This is a genomic window from Microbacterium sp. OVT16B, assembly GCF_019969705.1.
Taxonomy (GTDB): Bacteria; Actinomycetota; Actinomycetes; order Actinomycetales; family Microbacteriaceae; genus Microbacterium; species Microbacterium natoriense.
Genome location: NZ_JAHXZA010000001.1, coordinates 3829385 through 3845962, shown reverse-complemented (window position 1 = coordinate 3845962; position 16578 = coordinate 3829385). Strand labels below are relative to the sequence as shown.

17 protein-coding genes are annotated in these 16578 nt (G+C 70.7%); 6 read left to right on the top strand and 11 right to left on the bottom strand.

The window, feature by feature from the left end:
- Window positions 1-55 precede the first annotated feature (55 nt).
- The gene (locus tag LC438_RS18035) at window positions 56-676 is read right to left on the bottom strand and encodes a TetR/AcrR family transcriptional regulator (RefSeq protein WP_105673490.1); all 621 of its coding nucleotides are present in this window, start codon (window positions 674-676) and stop codon (window positions 56-58) included.
- A gap of 279 nt (window positions 677-955) precedes the next feature.
- On the opposite strand from LC438_RS18035, the gene LC438_RS18030 reads away from it, so the two are divergent.
- The 3 genes from LC438_RS18030 to LC438_RS18020 are packed head-to-tail and all read left to right on the top strand — an operon-like array spanning window position 956 to window position 3734.
- Window positions 956-1591 carry a response regulator gene (locus LC438_RS18030; protein ID WP_105673492.1) on the top strand — a complete coding sequence of 212 codons (636 nt, stop codon included), beginning with the start codon at window positions 956-958 and terminating at the stop codon, window positions 1589-1591.
- Window positions 1591-2751 (top strand): sensor histidine kinase, encoded by a 1161-nt coding sequence (locus LC438_RS18025; protein WP_223587415.1) that lies wholly within the window; start codon window positions 1591-1593, stop codon window positions 2749-2751. Before LC438_RS18030 ends, LC438_RS18025 begins: the two co-directional genes overlap by 1 nt.
- On the top strand, window positions 2739-3734 hold the full coding sequence (locus LC438_RS18020; RefSeq protein WP_223587414.1) for a hypothetical protein: 996 nt from the start codon (window positions 2739-2741) through the stop codon (window positions 3732-3734). The genes LC438_RS18025 and LC438_RS18020 overlap by 13 nt, the downstream gene beginning before the upstream one ends.
- Before the next feature lie 192 nt (window positions 3735-3926).
- Here LC438_RS18020 and argG read toward each other — a convergent pair whose 3' ends face one another.
- Entirely contained in the window at window positions 3927-5372 is a 1446-nt protein-coding gene (gene argG / locus LC438_RS18015) for an argininosuccinate synthase (RefSeq protein ID WP_105673498.1), read from the bottom strand.
- Between the two features lie 103 nt (window positions 5373-5475).
- Between argG and LC438_RS18010 the strand changes: the two genes are divergently transcribed.
- From LC438_RS18010 to LC438_RS18000, 3 genes are all read left to right on the top strand, one after another.
- Window positions 5476-5940 (top strand): hypothetical protein, encoded by a 465-nt coding sequence (locus tag LC438_RS18010; RefSeq protein ID WP_223587413.1) that lies wholly within the window; start codon window positions 5476-5478, stop codon window positions 5938-5940.
- A 148-nt stretch (window positions 5941-6088) separates the two neighbouring features.
- Window positions 6089-7060, top strand: coding sequence for an alpha/beta hydrolase (locus LC438_RS18005; RefSeq protein WP_223587412.1), 972 nt, complete (start codon window positions 6089-6091; stop codon window positions 7058-7060).
- Between the two features lie 64 nt (window positions 7061-7124).
- A complete protein-coding gene (locus LC438_RS18000) occupies window positions 7125-8123 on the top strand; it encodes a helix-turn-helix domain-containing protein (RefSeq protein WP_223587411.1) in 999 nt (332 codons plus the stop codon).
- A 16-nt stretch (window positions 8124-8139) separates the two neighbouring features.
- On the opposite strand, the gene LC438_RS17995 is transcribed toward LC438_RS18000, so the two are convergent.
- From LC438_RS17995 to LC438_RS17955, 9 genes are all read right to left on the bottom strand, one after another.
- Window positions 8140-9273 (bottom strand): CbtA family protein, encoded by a 1134-nt coding sequence (locus tag LC438_RS17995; RefSeq protein WP_223587410.1) that lies wholly within the window; start codon window positions 9271-9273, stop codon window positions 8140-8142.
- Window positions 9267-10028: a hypothetical protein gene (locus LC438_RS17990; RefSeq protein WP_223587409.1), complete on the bottom strand. Its 762-nt coding sequence runs from the start codon at window positions 10026-10028 to the stop codon at window positions 9267-9269. The genes LC438_RS17995 and LC438_RS17990 overlap by 7 nt, the downstream gene beginning before the upstream one ends.
- Window positions 10025-11086 carry a VWA domain-containing protein gene (locus LC438_RS17985; RefSeq protein WP_223587408.1) on the bottom strand — a complete coding sequence of 354 codons (1062 nt, stop codon included), beginning with the start codon at window positions 11084-11086 and terminating at the stop codon, window positions 10025-10027. Before LC438_RS17985 ends, LC438_RS17990 begins: the two co-directional genes overlap by 4 nt.
- Window positions 11083-12069, bottom strand: coding sequence for a VWA domain-containing protein (locus LC438_RS17980; protein ID WP_223587407.1), 987 nt, complete (start codon window positions 12067-12069; stop codon window positions 11083-11085). Before LC438_RS17980 ends, LC438_RS17985 begins: the two co-directional genes overlap by 4 nt.
- Window positions 12060-12548: a hypothetical protein gene (locus tag LC438_RS17975; protein ID WP_223587406.1), complete on the bottom strand. Its 489-nt coding sequence runs from the start codon at window positions 12546-12548 to the stop codon at window positions 12060-12062. The genes LC438_RS17980 and LC438_RS17975 overlap by 10 nt, the downstream gene beginning before the upstream one ends.
- Entirely contained in the window at window positions 12535-13422 is an 888-nt protein-coding gene (locus LC438_RS17970; protein WP_223587405.1) for a DUF58 domain-containing protein, read from the bottom strand. The genes LC438_RS17975 and LC438_RS17970 overlap by 14 nt, the downstream gene beginning before the upstream one ends.
- Window positions 13423-13430: 8 nt before the next feature.
- Window positions 13431-14591 (bottom strand): MoxR family ATPase, encoded by a 1161-nt coding sequence (locus LC438_RS17965; protein WP_223587404.1) that lies wholly within the window; start codon window positions 14589-14591, stop codon window positions 13431-13433.
- Between the two features lie 121 nt (window positions 14592-14712).
- Window positions 14713-15651, bottom strand: a complete 939-nt coding sequence (locus tag LC438_RS17960) for a hypothetical protein (protein WP_223587403.1) — start codon at window positions 15649-15651, stop codon at window positions 14713-14715.
- A 114-nt stretch (window positions 15652-15765) separates the two neighbouring features.
- Window positions 15766-16461, bottom strand: a complete 696-nt coding sequence (locus tag LC438_RS17955; RefSeq protein ID WP_223587402.1) for a Pr6Pr family membrane protein — start codon at window positions 16459-16461, stop codon at window positions 15766-15768.
- Window positions 16462-16578: the final 117 nt, after the last annotated feature.

The window sequence follows — 16578 nt, the reverse complement described above, 5'->3', positions numbered from 1 at the left end:
GCCCCCTCCGGTGCGCTCATCGTCGTGTCGAGCGCAGTTCTCCACGTGACATCTCTCATGATGGGGCCTCTGTCGTGATGATGTCGGGATGAGCGGCGAGCAGGGCGTCGACCTCTCGCCAGGAGAGCCCGGCGATGCTGAGGACGGCGCGGACGGCGAGGTTCGATGCGCCCTCGCTCGCGGCGTCCGTGCGGGCGATCGCCGTGCGGGCGGTCTCCTCGATCAGCCGCGCGAGGGTGGGGGCGGCGAGGTCGGTGCGGAAGCTCCCGTCTTCCTGGCCCCGTGTCACGAGGTTCGCGACCGTGCGGCGCAGCGGGACGAGGGCGTCGGCGGTGTGCTCGACGTGGGCCTCGTCGAGGGCGAGCGCCGCGGCGACCTGCACGTGCGCGGCCTCGCGCCAGAGGCGGGCGGCGAGACGGGCGAGGGCGATGCGGCAGTCGGGGTCCGACACCGATTCGGCGATCGCGTTGAACCGCTGGGCGCCGCTGGAGATGATCTCGCGGATCAGGGCGTCGCGGTCGTCGAAGTGCCCGTAGAGGGTGCGACGCGAGAGACCGGCGCTCCGGGCGATCACGTCGACGGATGCGTGCGGATCGCCCGCCAGCGTCGAGCGGGCGGCGTCCAGGATGCCGGCGCGGTTCTCCACGGCATCGCGGCGGGGTGCACGGGTGGTCATGTCACTATCGTAACTTATAGTGCACAGTGTTGTGCAAGTTAATGGGGCGGACTCACAGGCAGTCAGTTCTGACGGGTCAACGGTATCGGGGCAGTCAGTTCGAGGGGTGCCGAGCGTGGCGCCGTGCCACAGTGAGAGGGCACGTCGGGCGAAGGATCCTCGAGCCGAGGGGCGACGATCCCGCTTTGATATATCGCCGTGGCGGAGCGGCATCCGAATGCGGTAGTTTCCCCGTGGGGGGCGTAGTGCCGCACGCATCCACCTGGGGAGTTCGAGAGCATGAAAGCGCGCATCGCCATCATCGACGACCACCCGGCGGTGGCCCTGGGGGTCACGGCGATCATCAACTCCCATCCCGACCTCCACGTCGTCGCCAGCGCATCCACCGCGGCCGCCGTGCTCGCGCGGGGCGGGAGACTCGACCTGATCCTGCTCGACCTCCAGCTCGCCGACGGCTCCACGCCGGCCGAGAACATGCGCCTGCTCTCCCGCACCGGGGCTCCTGTCCTCGCCTACACCAGCGGCGAGCAGCCGCGGCTCGTGCGCGAGGCGGCGAAGGCGGGCGTCGCGGGGATGATCCGCAAGTCGGAGGTGCCGGTCGCGCTGGTGCGCTCGGTGCTCACGGTGCTGAGCGGGGGTCAGGTGGCGACCCCCGACTGGGCGGCCGCTCTCGTCGAGGACCGTGCGTTCGTCAGCGCCCATCTGAGCGCCAGGGAGGCGGAGGTCCTCGCGCTCTACGCCTCGGGTGAGACCGCGGATCGCGTCAGCGCGGCGCTCTTCATCTCCCGCGACACGGTGCTCGATCACATCCGCCGCATCCGCACGAAGTACGCATCCGTCGATCGCGCGGCGCCGACCAAGGTCGACCTCTTCCGCCGCGCCGTCGAAGACGGCCTGGTCGAGCGGGACGGCTGATGCGCAGCGCCTCCGCGGCGACGGTGCGGGCCAATCGTCAGGTGGGGTGGCTCATCACCCTGTGCTCCGCGCTCGCCGTGATCTCGATCCTGTTCGTCGGCAGCCCCGCGCCTCCGCTCGTCGCGCAGTTCGATGACTTCGCCGAGTGGTGGACGGTCCTCGGCCTGCTGGCGATCGTCGCCTTCCTCCTGCTCGCCGCGCTGGGCCGGGTGCTCCCGATGAGCGTGCTGCGGGTCGCCTGGCCGAGCGCCTCGCTGCTCGTGATCGGACTGCAGCTGCTCTCCTTCGCGGCCTACCGCGGCACCGACCCTGCGGTGATCCCGTGGGTGTGGCTGCTGGAGCCGACGGCGGTCAGCCTGCTCGCCGTCTCCTTCCGCGCCCCGCTCGCGTTCTCGCTGTCGGTCGGCTCCGGCGCGACCGTCGCCCTCTCCTCGTGGATCTTCACCGGCGGCGTCTCCGAGGCCGTCGCGGTCGCCACCCCGGTGCACATGAGCAACATCGGATTCACGGTGATCCTCTACGGCATCCGCAACGCCCTGGCGAACCTGCACGAGTCCGAGACCGCCGCGCGCGAGGCCGCCGAGCTGCAGGCGCGCAGTGACGCCAGAGCCCACCGCAGGGCCGAGCTGAGCCGCTTCGTCCACGACGATGTGCTGTCGGTGTTCACCGCCGCGCTCCTGTTCCGCGGTCCGGCGCCCGACATCCTCCGGCAGGAGGCCCTGCACGCTCTGACCGTGCTTGATGCGGCGTCATCGGATGCCGACACCGCCCAGGTCGACGGGCGAGCGGCATCCGATCAGCTGCGCGTCCGCCTGGAGCGGGTGGCGCCGACGGCGAGGATGGTCGCGTCCGGTGACGATCAGATCGTCTCGGTGCGTGCGCTCGCCGCGGTGATGGGCGCCGCGGCCGAGGCGCTGCGCAACGCCGTGAGGCACGCGCAGGCGCAGAACATCGACGTGGACGTCCGCGTCGAGGGCGGCGCGATCAGGGCGGTGGTGCGCGACGACGGCGTCGGGTTCGACGCGGCCAGCGCCGCCGCGGGTCGTCTCGGCCTCTCCGGGAGCATCGTGGGGCGGATGAGCGACGTCGCCGGCGGGAGCGCCGAGGTCAGGTCGGCGCCGGGTGACGGGACGGAGGTGATCCTGACGTGGATGCCGTGAACACGACGGGCACCGGGGCGTCGGGGCTCGCATCGCGCGCCGCCCGCTGGGTGATGGTCGCGGTGTGGGCGAGCGGTGTGGCCAGCGGAGTCCTCGCCGGTCACTTCTCGCCGCCGCGCCCGCTGCTGATGCTCGCCTATCTCGTCGCCCTCGCCGGCGCCGTCCTGCTGACGGATCCGCGGGACCGTCCGCTCACGGGGCTCAGGGCGCTGAGCATCCCCGCCGCCACGCTGTCGATCACGCTCCTCGTGCTGATCGAGGGCACAGCGGCGAAGGACGTCTGGCTCATCGACTACGCGGCGTACCTCGTCGCGCTCCAGGTCGCCCGCGGAAACCTCGTGACGGGTCTGAGCGGGACGGCGCTGCAGGTCGCCGCGGTGCTGATCTGGGCGGAGATCGGAGGGCAGGAACCCGGCGGAGTGGCCAACATGCTCGCGATCCCGGTGTCGGTCGCCGTGCTCGGGCTCCTGTGGCGGGGCATCCTGCGCGGGATGGTCGGCCGCGAGAGGAGGCATCGTTCGGCGGCTGCCGAGTCGGAGCGCATGACCCGGGCGCTGGATGCGGCGTCTGGCGACCTGCAGCGCGAGCTCGACGCGATCCGCGCGCAGGTCTCGCCCACGCTGCGGATGCTGCGCGACGGCGGCGAGCTCACGGAGGAGGCGCTCACCGGCATCCGCATCCTGGAGGGCGCGATCCGCGACCGCATCCGCTCTCCGCGCCTGCAGCATCCCGCACTGAACGCGGCGGCGGCGCAGGCCAGGGCTCGTGCCGTGTCGATCACGATGCTCTCCGATGCGGAGGACGAGCGCGTTCTCGGCGATGCCGCGGCCACCAGGGTGGCGCAGCTGGTGACGGAGGCGCCGTCGGGTGCGACGGCGGTGATCACCGTCGGCGGAGAGCAGCAGGACGCGGTCACCGTCGTGCTCGACGTGGAGGGGACGCACCACAGATACGTCGTCGACGACGCCGACCCCGCGCGCTGACCCTGAGCCGTCCAGGACTCCGGAGAATCGTGGACTCGGCGGGGCCGTTCGGCGCGTTCTCCGCGGAGGCACCCGCCGCCCGTGGCGGAAGGTCACGCAGATCTCCGGAGTTCTGGCGGACCGATCGCAGGGCCGGCGCAGAAAGAGGGGGCGGATGCCGCAGCATCCGCCCCCTCTTCAGCGACTGAGGTGTCAGTCGGTGCCGGAGTCGAAGGCGGCGCCCTCGGACGCCGTGTCCACGGCGTCAGCCAGCGTCTCGTCGGCCTCGGAGACCGAGCCCTCGACGGCGCCGGTGATCTCGGTGGACTCGCCCGCGGTCACGCGTCCGACCAGCTCACCGGTCGCACCGCCGACGAGGCCGAGGCCCGCGTACTGCTCCAGGCGTGCACGCGAGTCGGCGATGTCGAGGTTGCGCATCGTGAGCTGGCCGATCCGGTCGACGGGGCCGAAGGCGGCGTCGCCGACGCGCTCCATCGACAGCTTCTCGGGGCCGTAGGAGAGGTTCGGGGAGACCGTGTCGAGGATGGTCCAGTCGTCGCCGCGGCGCAGGCGGATCGTGACGGAACCGGAGATCGTGAGGCCGACCCAGCGCTGGATCGACTCGCGCAGCATGAGCGACTGCGGCTCGAGCCAGCGGCCCTCGTACATGAGGCGGCCGAGGCGGCGACCCTGCTCGTGGTACGTCGCGAGGGTGTCCTCGTTGAGGATGCCGTTGACCAGGCGCTCGTAGGCGATGAACAGCAGCGCCATGGCCGGGGCCTCGTAGATGCCGCGCGACTTCGCCTCGATGATGCGGTTCTCGATCTGGTCGCTCATGCCGAGGCCGTGGCGTCCGCCGATGCGGTTGGCCTCGTGGACGAGCTCGACCGGGTCGGTGTACTCGACGCCGTTGATGGCGACGGGGCGGCCGGCCTCGAAGGTGACGGTGACGTCTTCGGTCTCGATGGCGACTGAAGGGTCCCAGAACTTGACGCCCATGATCGGGTCGACGGTCTCGAGCGAGACGTTCAGGTGCTCGAGCGTCTTGGCCTCGTGCGTCGCGCCCCAGATGTTCGCGTCGGTCGAGTACGCCTTCTCGGCGGAGTCGCGGTAGGGGAAGCCGTGCTCGACGAGCCAGTCGCTCATCTCCTTGCGGCCGCCGAGCTCGGTGACGAAGTCGGCGTCCAGCCACGGCTTGTAGATGCGCAGGCGCGGGTTCGCGAGCAGGCCGTAGCGGTAGAACCGCTCGATGTCGTTGCCCTTGTAGGTGGAGCCGTCGCCCCAGATGTCGACGCCGTCCTCCTTCATGGCGCGCACGAGCATCGTGCCGGTGACGGCGCGGCCGAGGGGCGTGGTGTTGAAGTAGGTCTTGCCGCCGGAGCGGATGTGGAACGCGCCGCAGGCGAGGGCGACGAAGCCCTCCTCGACCAGCGCGGTCTTGGCGTCGACGAGGCGGGCGACCTCTGCCCCGTACTCGAGCGCGCGCCCGGGGATCGACTCGATGTCGTCTTCGTCGGGCTGTCCGAGGTCTCCGGTGTAGGTGCACGGGACGGCGCCCTTGTCGCGCATCCATGCGACGGCGACGGAGGTGTCGAGTCCTCCGGAGAAGGCGATGCCGACGCGCTCGCCGACGGGCAGGGACTGGAGAACCTTGGACATGCTTCCCAGTCTATCGGCGGCGTGTCGGCTGTTTCGGCGGGCGGGTGGATGCCGTCGGATCGGGCGTCTGCGCGCCAGGCGACGTGCATGTTTGACTGGGCTCATGGATGATCTTCCCCAGAGCGTCGTCATCGGCGGCGCAGAGTTCTCGCGTGTCGACTCCGACGATTCGATCGCGTGCTGGACGTCGACGAGCGATGTCGACGGGAGCAGGTCCTGGTCGGTGAGCATCGTCATCGAGCCCGCGGCCGCGCCGGATGCCGCGGTGCGCGAGCGTGCGGCGACCGTGTGCTCGGGCTGGGAGGGGTACGTCGAGATCGCCGCCGACTACCTGCTCGAACGGCTTCGTGAGCCGCAGTTCGCCCTCGAACCCTCCGAGCTCGTGAAGCTGGACGCCGCGGAGCCGCCGTTCGACGCGCCTGAGGCGGTGATCTGGGGCGATGGATCCTGGATGCTGCGTTTCGCCGAGTCGAGCCTGGAGATGGCCGACCCGTTCGGCATCGGGGTGCGCTTCGAGGGGACGACCGCGACCGCGGTCGAGGACCTGTCGGACGCCGACCCGGTCTGAGCCGCTCGGCTCCTGGAGGGGCGTGCATCCGCCAGACGGCGGTGAGAGCCCTGCGGATCCGCCCCGGTTGGCGGGTTCCGCGTGGCGAGGATGGGCAGGATTCTGGCTGAACACCGCCGAGGTGGCGAGTGAGGACGAAGGAGTTCACATGACCGACACGATCGCGCGACCGCCGTTCGACCCCGAGCTCGAGGCGGCGCTGCTGCTCGCGGGGGGAGAGATCCCGACGACGCTCACCCTCGAGATGATCCCGTTCATGCGCGAGTCCATCGTCAGCGGCGAGGACCTGATGGCCGACCTTCTCGCTTCGCGAGGTTTCGTCTCGCGCGACGTCACCATAGCGGGGCACGGCGGCGATGAGATCGTCGTGAGCGTCGTGCAGAAGCAGGGGCGCACCGGTGTCGGCCCCGGCATCTTCCACACGCACGGCGGCGGGATGATCATCGGCAACCGCTGGCTCGGAGTCGACGGGTTCCTCGACTGGGCAGAGCGCTTCAACGGTGTCATCGTCACCGTCGAGTACCGGCTCGCACCGGAGTTCCCCGATCCGTACCCCGTCGAGGACTGCTACGCGGGCCTCCGCTGGACCGCGGAGCATGCCGACGAGCTCGGCATCGATCCGCGCCGGATCGTCATCGCCGGGGGCAGCGCGGGCGGTGGACTCGCGGCGGGTGCGGCGCTTCTGGCGCGGGACCGCCGCGGCCCTGCGCTGCTCGGCCAGATGCTCCTCTATCCCATGCTCGACGACCGCGATGAGACCGTCTCGACGCGGCAGATCGACGGCGTGGGCCTCTGGGATCGCGGATCGAACGTCCTGGGATGGACGGCGCTGCTCGGTGATCGCAAGGGCACGGCCGAGGTGTCGATCTACGCCGCTCCGGCGCGGGCGGCCGATCTCGCAGGGCTCCCGCCCGCCTTCATCGACTGCGGCAGCGCCGAGGTGTTCCGTGACGAGGACGTCGCCTACGCCACCCGACTGTGGGAGGCGGGTGTGCAGGCCGAGCTCCACGTCTGGGCCGGCGGATTCCACGCCTTCGAGGCCTTCGCCCCCCAGAGCGCCGTGGCTCAGGCCATGCTCGCGGCTCGCGACAACTGGATGAACCGCCTGCTGGGAGCGTGATCATCACCCTGCGTCGGTCGTCGTGACCGGCGTAGGGTGGAATCCCCGCGCGATGGAGCCCGACATGCAAGACCTGCTGGGGCGGCTCACCGCCCTCGATCCGGATGCGAGCGAGACCCTCAAGGTCGTCTCCTACTTCGATGCACTCGTCGCGCGTTCGGTGGGTGTCGAGAGCATGCTGCGCGGCGCGGCGGTGCTCAGCGGCGCGACCGTCGGCCACCGCGACGGCCATCAGACCGTGCGTGTGCGTGCGGACGGGGTGCGCATCGACCCTGACGGGCTCGGCGAGCCGTGGCCGACGCGGAAGAGCGGACCGGATGCCGTGGCGTGGATCGAGCGCGAGGGAGAGCCGCACTCGAACGACGCGATGATCCTCGAACGGCTCGTCCTCGCACTCGGAATCATCCGAGCGCGGCGGACGATCGGACAGGAGAGCGCTGTCGAGCTGGCGATCAGCTCTTACGCGGGCGACGAGGAGCGCGCGGGAGCCGTGTCGCGTCTCCGCCTGGGAGAGGCCCCGCTGCGGGTGGTCGCCTCTCCGCCGGATCCGGCGCCACTGCCACAGCATCCGTCAGCCGTCGTGGCCACCAGGCATGGCCTGACCAGGGCGACGATTCTGCACTCCGGCATCGAGCCGATGGAGGCGTGGCGCGATCGTATGGCCCCGCGCCTCGGGATCGGGCTGACCACGGGCGCTGCGTCGACTCTGCCGACGTCGTGGTCGGCGGCGCTCATCGCCGTGCGCCTGACCAGCGAGGCAGACCCGGTGGTCGACGCCGCCGATCTGGGCGCGGCGCTGCTCCTGGCTGAGGCGGCGGACTCCACCCCGCCGCATCCGGATGCGGAAGCGCTCGCCTGCCTCGATGCTCGCAGCCTGGAACTGCTGGACGCCGTCGCCGATGAGCGCAGCGTCCGTGCGGCATCGGTCCGGCTCGGCCGGCATCACTCGAGCGTTCAGGAGCGGCTCACGGCGCTGATCGACGTCCTGGGGTACGACCCGAGGACACCGCGGGGCCGCACCCGGTACGCCCTCGCTCGGATGCTCCTCACCCTCTCCCGCTGAACCGGCTGAGGCCGACTCAGGGGAACCCCGGGTACTCCTCGAGCTTCTTCACGAACGCGTCGCGGTCGGCGTCGCTCAGCACGCCGCTCGCGATGACCGTCAGCTGCAGCCCTTCGAGCGGTTCGCCGGTGCGGGCGTTCTGCGCCTGCCGCGTGGTGAGGAAGCTGCCGTCCTGATCGTTCGACAGGTCGTAGATGTCGGCGTAGAAGCGCAGGGGCTCCGGGTAGTTCTCGGAGTACGACTCCCAGGTGTGCTGGGTGCGCGGGTCGTCGCTGCCGTACAGCTTCGCCATCATCGACGGGTCGATGCTCGATGTCGAGGGGTCGTTGAACGCGTAGAGGCCGTACATCCCGTGCTGGATCACGACGTTCTGGATCACGCCCATCACGGCCGTCTTGCGGTCGTAGTCCTGGATCGGCTCGGTGGTCGCCCAGCTCGCGGTCGTGTACTCGCTGAGCATCGACTCGCCGCCGTAGCCGTTGCGCTCCGGGCGGATGTCCTCGTCTCCGACCTGCACCCACTCGTAGCCGAACTCCTCCGTCAGAGCCGTGCGGATGTCGGTGAACAGGCTGTCCGCCGAGGCGCGCACCTCTTCGAGGGACTGCTGGTTCAGAGAATCCTGCGGGTCGGTGCCCTTGATGCCCGGGTACGCCTCCTCGTGCTTCTGCGCGTCGCTCTTCACGCCGTCGTAGGTGCCGGCAGCCGAGGTCCGCAGGGCGCTGATCCCCCCGACGGTGGCGACGTTGAAGAAGAGGGTGATGATCAGGGCGATGCCGCCCAGCATCCGCGCGCGTGCCGAGAACAGGGAGGCGATCACGACGCCGAGGACGGCGAGCTGCAGCGCGATCATGGTGATGCCGTAGAGGGCGTCCGTCGCCCCGGCGAGGAAGGTGCCGAGCAGGATCACCGCGAACAGGGCGGCGACGCCGAGCGTGACCCAGCCGAACGCCGAGGCCGGTCTCTTCTCCTCACCAGGAGCGGTCGCCCCCGCGGGGGATGCCGGAGGGACGGCCGGATACGGCGCGCCAGGGGCGACCGCGGGGCCCTGCTGACGCCGTGCCCCGCGGTACCCGCCGGGCGGCGGTACGGGAGGGGCGCCCTCCGTGCCGGCGATGTAGCGCTGGCGCTGCTTCTCCCGGTCCATCACCATGGCCTGTCCGTCCCGGAGCCGCCGGGCTCATCGCCGTTCTGCTGCTGGTCGCGCTCCTGCGTGCCCTGCTCCAGCTTCTCCTTGAGGTCGTCGAGCTTGTCCTCCGAGGGCTGCGGCTTCTGGGGCTGCTCCTCCGGCTTCGGCTGCTGCTCCTGCTCTTGTTGCTGTTGCTGCTCCTGCTGCTTCTGCTTCAGGCGGTCCTCGAGGTCGTCCGTCGTCTTCTTCATGTCGCGGTCAGGGTCGGACGACTGCTTCTGCGCATCCTCGCTGTCGCACTCCGCCGGCGTCTCCGCGGTCACGGTCAGCGCCTCGCCGTAGAACTCGGCAGCGGCCGCGCCGTCGCCGCCCTCGCGTGCCGCGTCTCCCTGGCGCTCGATGACGAGAGCCAGGTTGATCCTCACGGTGCACACCTCGAGGCCGTGCGCGAGGGCCAGCGACTCCTCCAGCTTCGCGCGGGCCTCGGGGAGCTTCTCTGCCCCCGCGAGCGCCGTGCCGACGTTGAAGGGCGCCTTGTACGGCTCGAACCAGTTCAGGAACTCCTGGTTGCGGGCCGATGCCTCGGAGCCGGCGTAGTCGTCGACGACGTACGAGCTGATCGCCTGGTGGGCGAAGGCGTACATGCTCAGCAGCTTTCCCACGAAGAGCAGCGCGACGAGAACCAGGGGAAGGGCGCCGACAGCGACCCACCGGCGGACGAGTCGGCGCCGCCGGTTGGCCGCGAGGAGAGCGGATGCCGCCGCCTGTGCATCGGTCATGACTCACCGCCCGTGCTCTGGTCGGGGCGCGTCGTCCCGCTGCGCTCGCTCGGCGACCGGGGAGCCCCCGGCGCTCTCAGCAGCCGGAGTCGGGCGACGAGCATGGTGGCGCGCGCGAGCTCGACGGCGAGCAGCGCCATCATGACGAGCGCGGCGATCCAGTAGAGCTCGGTGACGTTCCCCGTCTCGCCCGAGGCCGCGTAGCTCGTGGTCGTCGACGGAGCCGCGGGCAGCGTCGGTGCGGAGTCCGCCGTCCTGTGCTCGTACGGCACGCCCAGCTGCTCCGCGATCGTCGTGAGGTTCTTCTCGTCGATCACCGACGTCGCGTCCTCGCCCTGGTACTGGATGTACCCGCCGTCGGCCGAGGGGTCGACCCCGCCGGTGGTGAGGCGCATGGGCCCGCCCTCCTCGGTGCCGTAGCCGAAGACCGCGCCGGCATCCGTCCGCTTCGCGCTGCTGGCGAACGACTCGGGGGTCCCGCCGTCGGTCTGCTCGCCGTCGCCGAAGTAGAACACCATGCGAGAGCGGTCGGGAGACGACTTCGCTGCCTGCGAGAGCGTGTCGTCGAGCATCCGGTTCGCGATCCCGACCGAGCTGCCGCGCGACTGGCTGGTGACCTCGGGGCGCAGCACGTCGAGCGAGGAGATCAGCGCCGTGGTGTCGGTGGTGAGCGGCATCCTCAGATCGGCGGCCGCGTCGAAGGTGATGAGCGCGAAGCGCGCGCCGGGGTACTCCGCGACGATCGCCTGGATGTCGGCGCGCACGCCGTCGAGGCGCGGCTCACCGCCGTCCCAGTCCTCCGCGACGATGCTCGCGGTGGTGTCGACGACGAGCACGATGTCGGTGTCGGTCGCGAGGGTCTGCGTCGAGCCCCCGGGGATGCCGGGGCGCAGCAGCATCGCGAAGCACGCGAGCAGCATCACCAGCCGCATGACCCACAGCCAGCGCGGGGCGCGGGTCTCCTCGCTCCGCCGGGTCAGCACCCAGATGACGAGCGCGACCGCAGGCGCGAAGAAGAGCAGCAGCAGGAAGACGTTGAGGACGGGCTGGAAGATCACAGTCGCACCCTCCAGACCACGACGACGAAGGCGAGCGTCAGGATCATGAGCACGACGATCCACAGGTTCGGGGTGTCGGTCCAGACGACCCTGGCCTGCCCCTTGAGCGCGGTCGCCTCCTGCTTCTGCACCTGGGTGATGATGTCGCCGACCGTGGTGGTGTCGCGCAGGCCGTATGCCTGGCCGCCGGTGCTCTCGGCGGCCCGCGCGAGCTGGGCGCTCACGTCGGCGTCCTTGCCCTCGACCGGATTGAGGGCGAACACCCGCACGCCGTTCGAGCCGGCGTATGCGGCCGCCTCGTCGAGGGTCACGATCGAGGCGCCGTTGATCTCGTTGTCCGTGGCGAGGATGACGGAGCGCGAGCGCTCGTCGTCGGGGTGGTCGAAGCCCATGGCGCACGCGGCGAGGCCGTCTCCGATGAGCGAGGCGCCGTCGCCGTTGAGGGTGCCGACCCAGTGCTCGGGGATCTCGTCGGCGTAGTCGAAGCTCTCGCGGATGCTCCGCAGGTGCTCCCGGATGAACGCGTAGTCGTCGGTGAGCGGGAAGACCTGCACCGGGGAGCTGTTGAAGATCGTGAGTCCGATGCGCTCGCCCTTGAAGCCGTCGAGCAGCTCCTCGAAGACGGAGAGGACCTCGACGTCGACCTCGCTCATGGACCCGGACACGTCGAGGCACAGCATGATGTCGCGGCTCGTGTTCACGGGCTGGATCGTCTGCGACGACATCGGCCTCGCCGCGACGGCGCCGGCGGCGAGCGTCGCGACCGCGCCGAGGATCAGGATGCCGGAGAGCCCGAGCACCCGCCGACGGAGGGCGGAACGGAACGTGGGCAGCGACCTCAGCCGCTCTGCGCGGGCGATGCGCGCCCGCTCTCCTGCCGCGGTGCGGGCGCGCGCCCGCAGGCCGAGCAGCAGCCCGATCGTGACGGCGGCGAGCACGACCCCGGCGGCGATGAGGATCATCCACCCGTTCGCTAGTGCCATGAGCGCACCACCGTTCTGGCGGCTTCGGCGCCGGCGACCGGATCGATCGCGGGACCGGGGCGGAAGATGCTGGGGTAGTAGTGGCGCCCCATGGCGTCGATCAGCGCCGGGTGCACGCCGCGGGCGACGAGGTCGTCCAGAGCGAGCACGGGGGCCTCCAGTCCGCTGTACTCGTTCACGAAGGTGCGCACGACCCGGCTCAGCTCGAGGTTCGCATTGCGGGCGGAGAGCTTCCCTGCGCGGTAGTCGGCCTCGACGAGCTGGATCCGGTCGAGGTACTCGATGCGCAGCTGCGAGAGCACGTCGACGGTGAGCGGACCGGGGTGCGCGGCATCCGGCTGGGCGACCCCGCGGCGCGTTCGGGTCAGCACGATGAGCAGCCACGCGGCCAGGATGAGCACCGCCAGGATGCCGAAGGCGAGCAGAAGCCACCAGCCGGAGTACTGGAACGGAGGGTAGAGCTCGTCAGAGCCGGGCATGGGACCTCCGGTTGAGCAGCTGCAGGAGCTGCGTCACGGCGTCGTCCTGGCCGTCGAGAACGGAGTGGCTGATCTCCAGACCCTTCAGGGTCTCGGCGAGGCGCGCGGCATCCGCCTCGGTCTGCGCCGTGAGCTCGCGCACGATCTCGGCGTCTCCCTGCACGAAGTCGGGCACGTCCCACATCGTGTCGACGTCGCTGCGCACGGTGCGCGTCGCGTGGTCGAGCACGACCTCGGCGTCGCGCACCGTCAGCCACAGCACGTCGTGCTGCACGCGGAGGCGGCGCAGCATCCGCTCCGTGTCCTCGGTGACGGGCGCCTCATCGGTGACGATCACGACGATCATGCGGCGCGAGATCGTGCGCGTGATGAACGACAGCAGGGCGTCGCGGTCGCTGGGGGCGCTGCTGGAGTCGATCGCCGAGTCGATCGTGCGCAGCGCGTGCTCCAGGGCGCCCTCGCTGCGACCGGGAGCGAGGCGGCGGATGCCGGCGGCGTCGCCGTACACGGTCGTGAAGTCGTCGCCGTGGCGCAGCGCCAGCACGCCGAGGACACCGGCGGCGAGGATCGCGAGCTCCTTCTTCGACCGCTCGTCGTGCGCGAGGGCGCCCATCGAGCGGCCGGTGTCGACGGCGAACAGGATGGTGTGCATGCGCTGCGCCCTGTGCCGCTTGACCAGCGGAGTCCCCTGCCGGGCCGTGGCGCGCCAGTCGATGTCGCGCACCTGATCGCCGTACTCGTACTTGCGCAGGTCCTCGAAGTCGAGGCTGCGGCCGTGCAGCAGCGACGCGTAGGCGCCGTCGAGCGCGTGCAGCGACTTGCGCGACGAGTGGATGAAGAGCTTGCTCTTCACCTGGGTGATCAGGCTGGGCATGCGGGCTCTCAGGGGGTGGGCACGGCGGCGAAGATCTGGTCGATGATCTCCTCGCTGCGGATGCCCTCGGCGTCGGCCTCGAACGTCAGCAGCACGCGGTGGCGCAGCACGAGGTGGCGCAGCGCCCTGATGTCCTCCGGCAGCACGTGCGCGCGGCCGTTGAGGAGGGCGAGCGCTCGCGACGCCTGCAGGAAGGCGATGCTCGCGCGCGGGCTCGCGCCGTACTTGATGTACCGCGCGCGCTCCTCGCCGATGTACGGCGCGGGGTTCCGCGTCACGTACGACAGCGACACGATGTAGTTGCGGATGGCGGGGTCGACGTAGATGCGCGAGGCGACGTCCTGCAGCAGCCGCACATCGTCGAGGCTCACGGCGCTCTCGACGTGCCGGTCGGGGTCGAGCACGCCCGAGTCGATGCGGCCGAGGATCTCGAACTCCTCGGCGGGGCTCGGGTACTCGACGATCTCCTTCAGCAGGAAGCGGTCCATCTGCGCCTCTGGGAGCTCGTACGTGCCCTCCTGCTCGATGGGGTTCTGCGTGGCGATCACGAGGAACGGCTTCGGCAGGTGGTGCACCTCCCCGCCGATGGTGGTCTGGTGCTCCTGCATGGCCTCGAGCATGGCGCTCTGGGTCTTCGCGCTGGAGCGGTTGATCTCGTCGAGCAGCACGAAGTTCGCGTGCACGGGACCGAGCACCGTGCGGAAGGACCCGGTGGCCGCGTCGTAGATCTGGTTGCCCGTGATGTCGCTGGGCAGCAGGTCGGGGGTGCACTGGATGCGCTTGAACCGCGCCTTGACGGTGTCGGCGAGGGTGCTCGCGGCGGTGGTCTTGGCGAGGCCCGGGACGCTCTCGAGCAGGATGTGGCCGCCGGCGATGAGCGAGATCAGCAGGCTCATGCGCAGACGCTCCTGGCCGACCATCTTGGCCGAGTACGCGTCGGAGACGACCTCGAGCACGCGCCCGGCACGGGCGAGGTCGTCGGCGGAGGGGCCCTGAGCCGGAGGCGCGGCAGGGGCGTTCGATGCGGCCTCGGCCCGCGTCGCGGGGGCAGGAGGGGCGGGAGGAGCCGGCGGTGCGGTGTGCATCGCCGGTGCGGGCGGAGCCGGTGGAGCGGGCGGCGGGGGCGGGGTGGAACCCGTGGCGGGGCCGGGCGCGTACGGCTCGTTCATCAGTGTCTCCTCGATCGCACGGGGACACGACGACGATCCCCCGCACCAGCGTAACCGGGTCTCCTCCGGATGGTCCCGGAGAGAAGTCCCCATGACGGATGCCGCGGCATCCGGCTCCTGATCAGATCGAGTCGCGGGGTGCTTCGATGGCCGCGCCCGCCGTGCCGTCGGAGTACGAGACGCGGATCGTGGGGTTGGAGAGGCCGAGGTCGATGAGCGTCCGGCCGAGCACGAGGGAGCCCCGGCCATTGGCATCCAACTTCACTGTGCCAGCGTTGGACGATCCGTACTTGACGGAGACTGAGGCGCCAGGCTGGCCCGTGACGGTCAGCACATAGCTGCCGAGAAGCGGGAGGCCGAGCACGTCGAGGTAGCGCTTCTCCAGTCCCGCGAAGGCGAGCGCCTTGGGAGCCGGGGGCGTGGTCGGCGTGCCCGGGTTGGTCGGTGTGGTCGGTGTGGTCGGGGTGCCCGGGTTGGTCGGCGTGCCCGGGTTGGTCGGCGTGCCCGGGTTCGTCCCCGGGTTCGTCGGAGTGGTGCCGGGGTCTGTCGGCGTGGTCCCCGGATCTGTCCCGGGGTTCGTCCCGCCCGGGGTCGTTCCGCCGGGAGTCCCGGGTCCGGCCTCGGCGCCGGGGGCGTCGGACGTCGGTGCATCCGTCTTCTTCCCGCTGTCCTTGTCGTCGCCGGCGTGGTCGTCGTCGACGGTCTTCTCACCGGCATCCGGTCTGTCGATCGAGCCGAACTCGCCGACCGGGACCTTCGTGTCCTGCGCGGTCTCGGCGCGATCGGCGTAGGTGGTCACCGGGATGTTCGCGAGGGCCGACAGGTCGCCGCCACCCGAGGTGAGCAGGCCGACCGAGATCAGGCCGACGCCGCCGACGGCGGAGACGATCGCAAGGGTTCGCCTGCCCCGCGACCAGCCGGCGACGGTGGCGTGTGCGCGCGCGACCGCGCCTGCCGCGGGCAGAGCAGCGGTCGACTCGGCCGCGTGGCGGCTGTCCTTCCTGCTGGCGCCTGCGGGCGCGGCGACGTCGGGATCGGGCCCCTCCTGCCCCTGGTGCATCTCCGACCGATCCCTTCATCGCGAGCCTGTGGCCCTGTGCGCTGCGCCGGCCACTCCCTGCCGGCGCATGCTCCAGCAAATATACCGGGATTCAGCTTCGGTGCGAGCGCCGATTCAGTTCGGGCGGATGCCGCGGCGCCGGCCGACCCACACCACGAACACCGCGACGCCGATGATGGCGACCGCGATGCCGACGATGTAGAGCGCCACGGTGCCGTACCCGCCGTCGTGCAGGTGCGGATCGAGGAACGGGTACGGGTACCACCACGGGTCGCCGGTGGCCGGCGCGACGATGAGGTTCGCGCGGAGCAGCGTGTACACCGCCCACACGATCGGGAAGATCGCGGTGATCAGCACGGCGCCCCAGCCCAGGGCCCTGCGCCGCGGGGCGAAGAGCACATCCGCGAGCAGGAAGAGGGGGATCACGACGTGCAGCACCTCGTTCGACCACGGCAGGGTCACGCCCTGCGGCAGCTGGACGTTGCGCAGCAGCAGGTTGTAGACGATGCCGGTGACGATCATGTAGGTGCTCACGCAGACGAGCAGCACCGCGAACCAGTGCGGTTCGGCGGCAGAGGCATCCCGCTGCCGGAGCGCCCACACTCCGCCAATCGCGAGCACGATCGCGGCCAACAGGTTCGACTCGATCGTGAAGAAGCTGAGGAAGTTCGCGGCGACGGTCGGCAGATGCCCGCCCCACTCGGTCGTCGCGTTCATCGCGTTGCTCAGACTCAGCGCGAGCTGCCCGATGATCGCGGCGAGGGCGAGCGCTGCCGCTGCGAGTCGTGCGTAGGGCCACCAGGTTGTCATCGGTCCTCCGATCGACACTGTAGCGCGCGGCTGCCAGGTGGCCCCAAGCTGGGCGGCGTATCATCGACGGCGCGCCGCGAGGGGACCGTGGGCGCCGATGAAGGAGCTGGGAAAGCA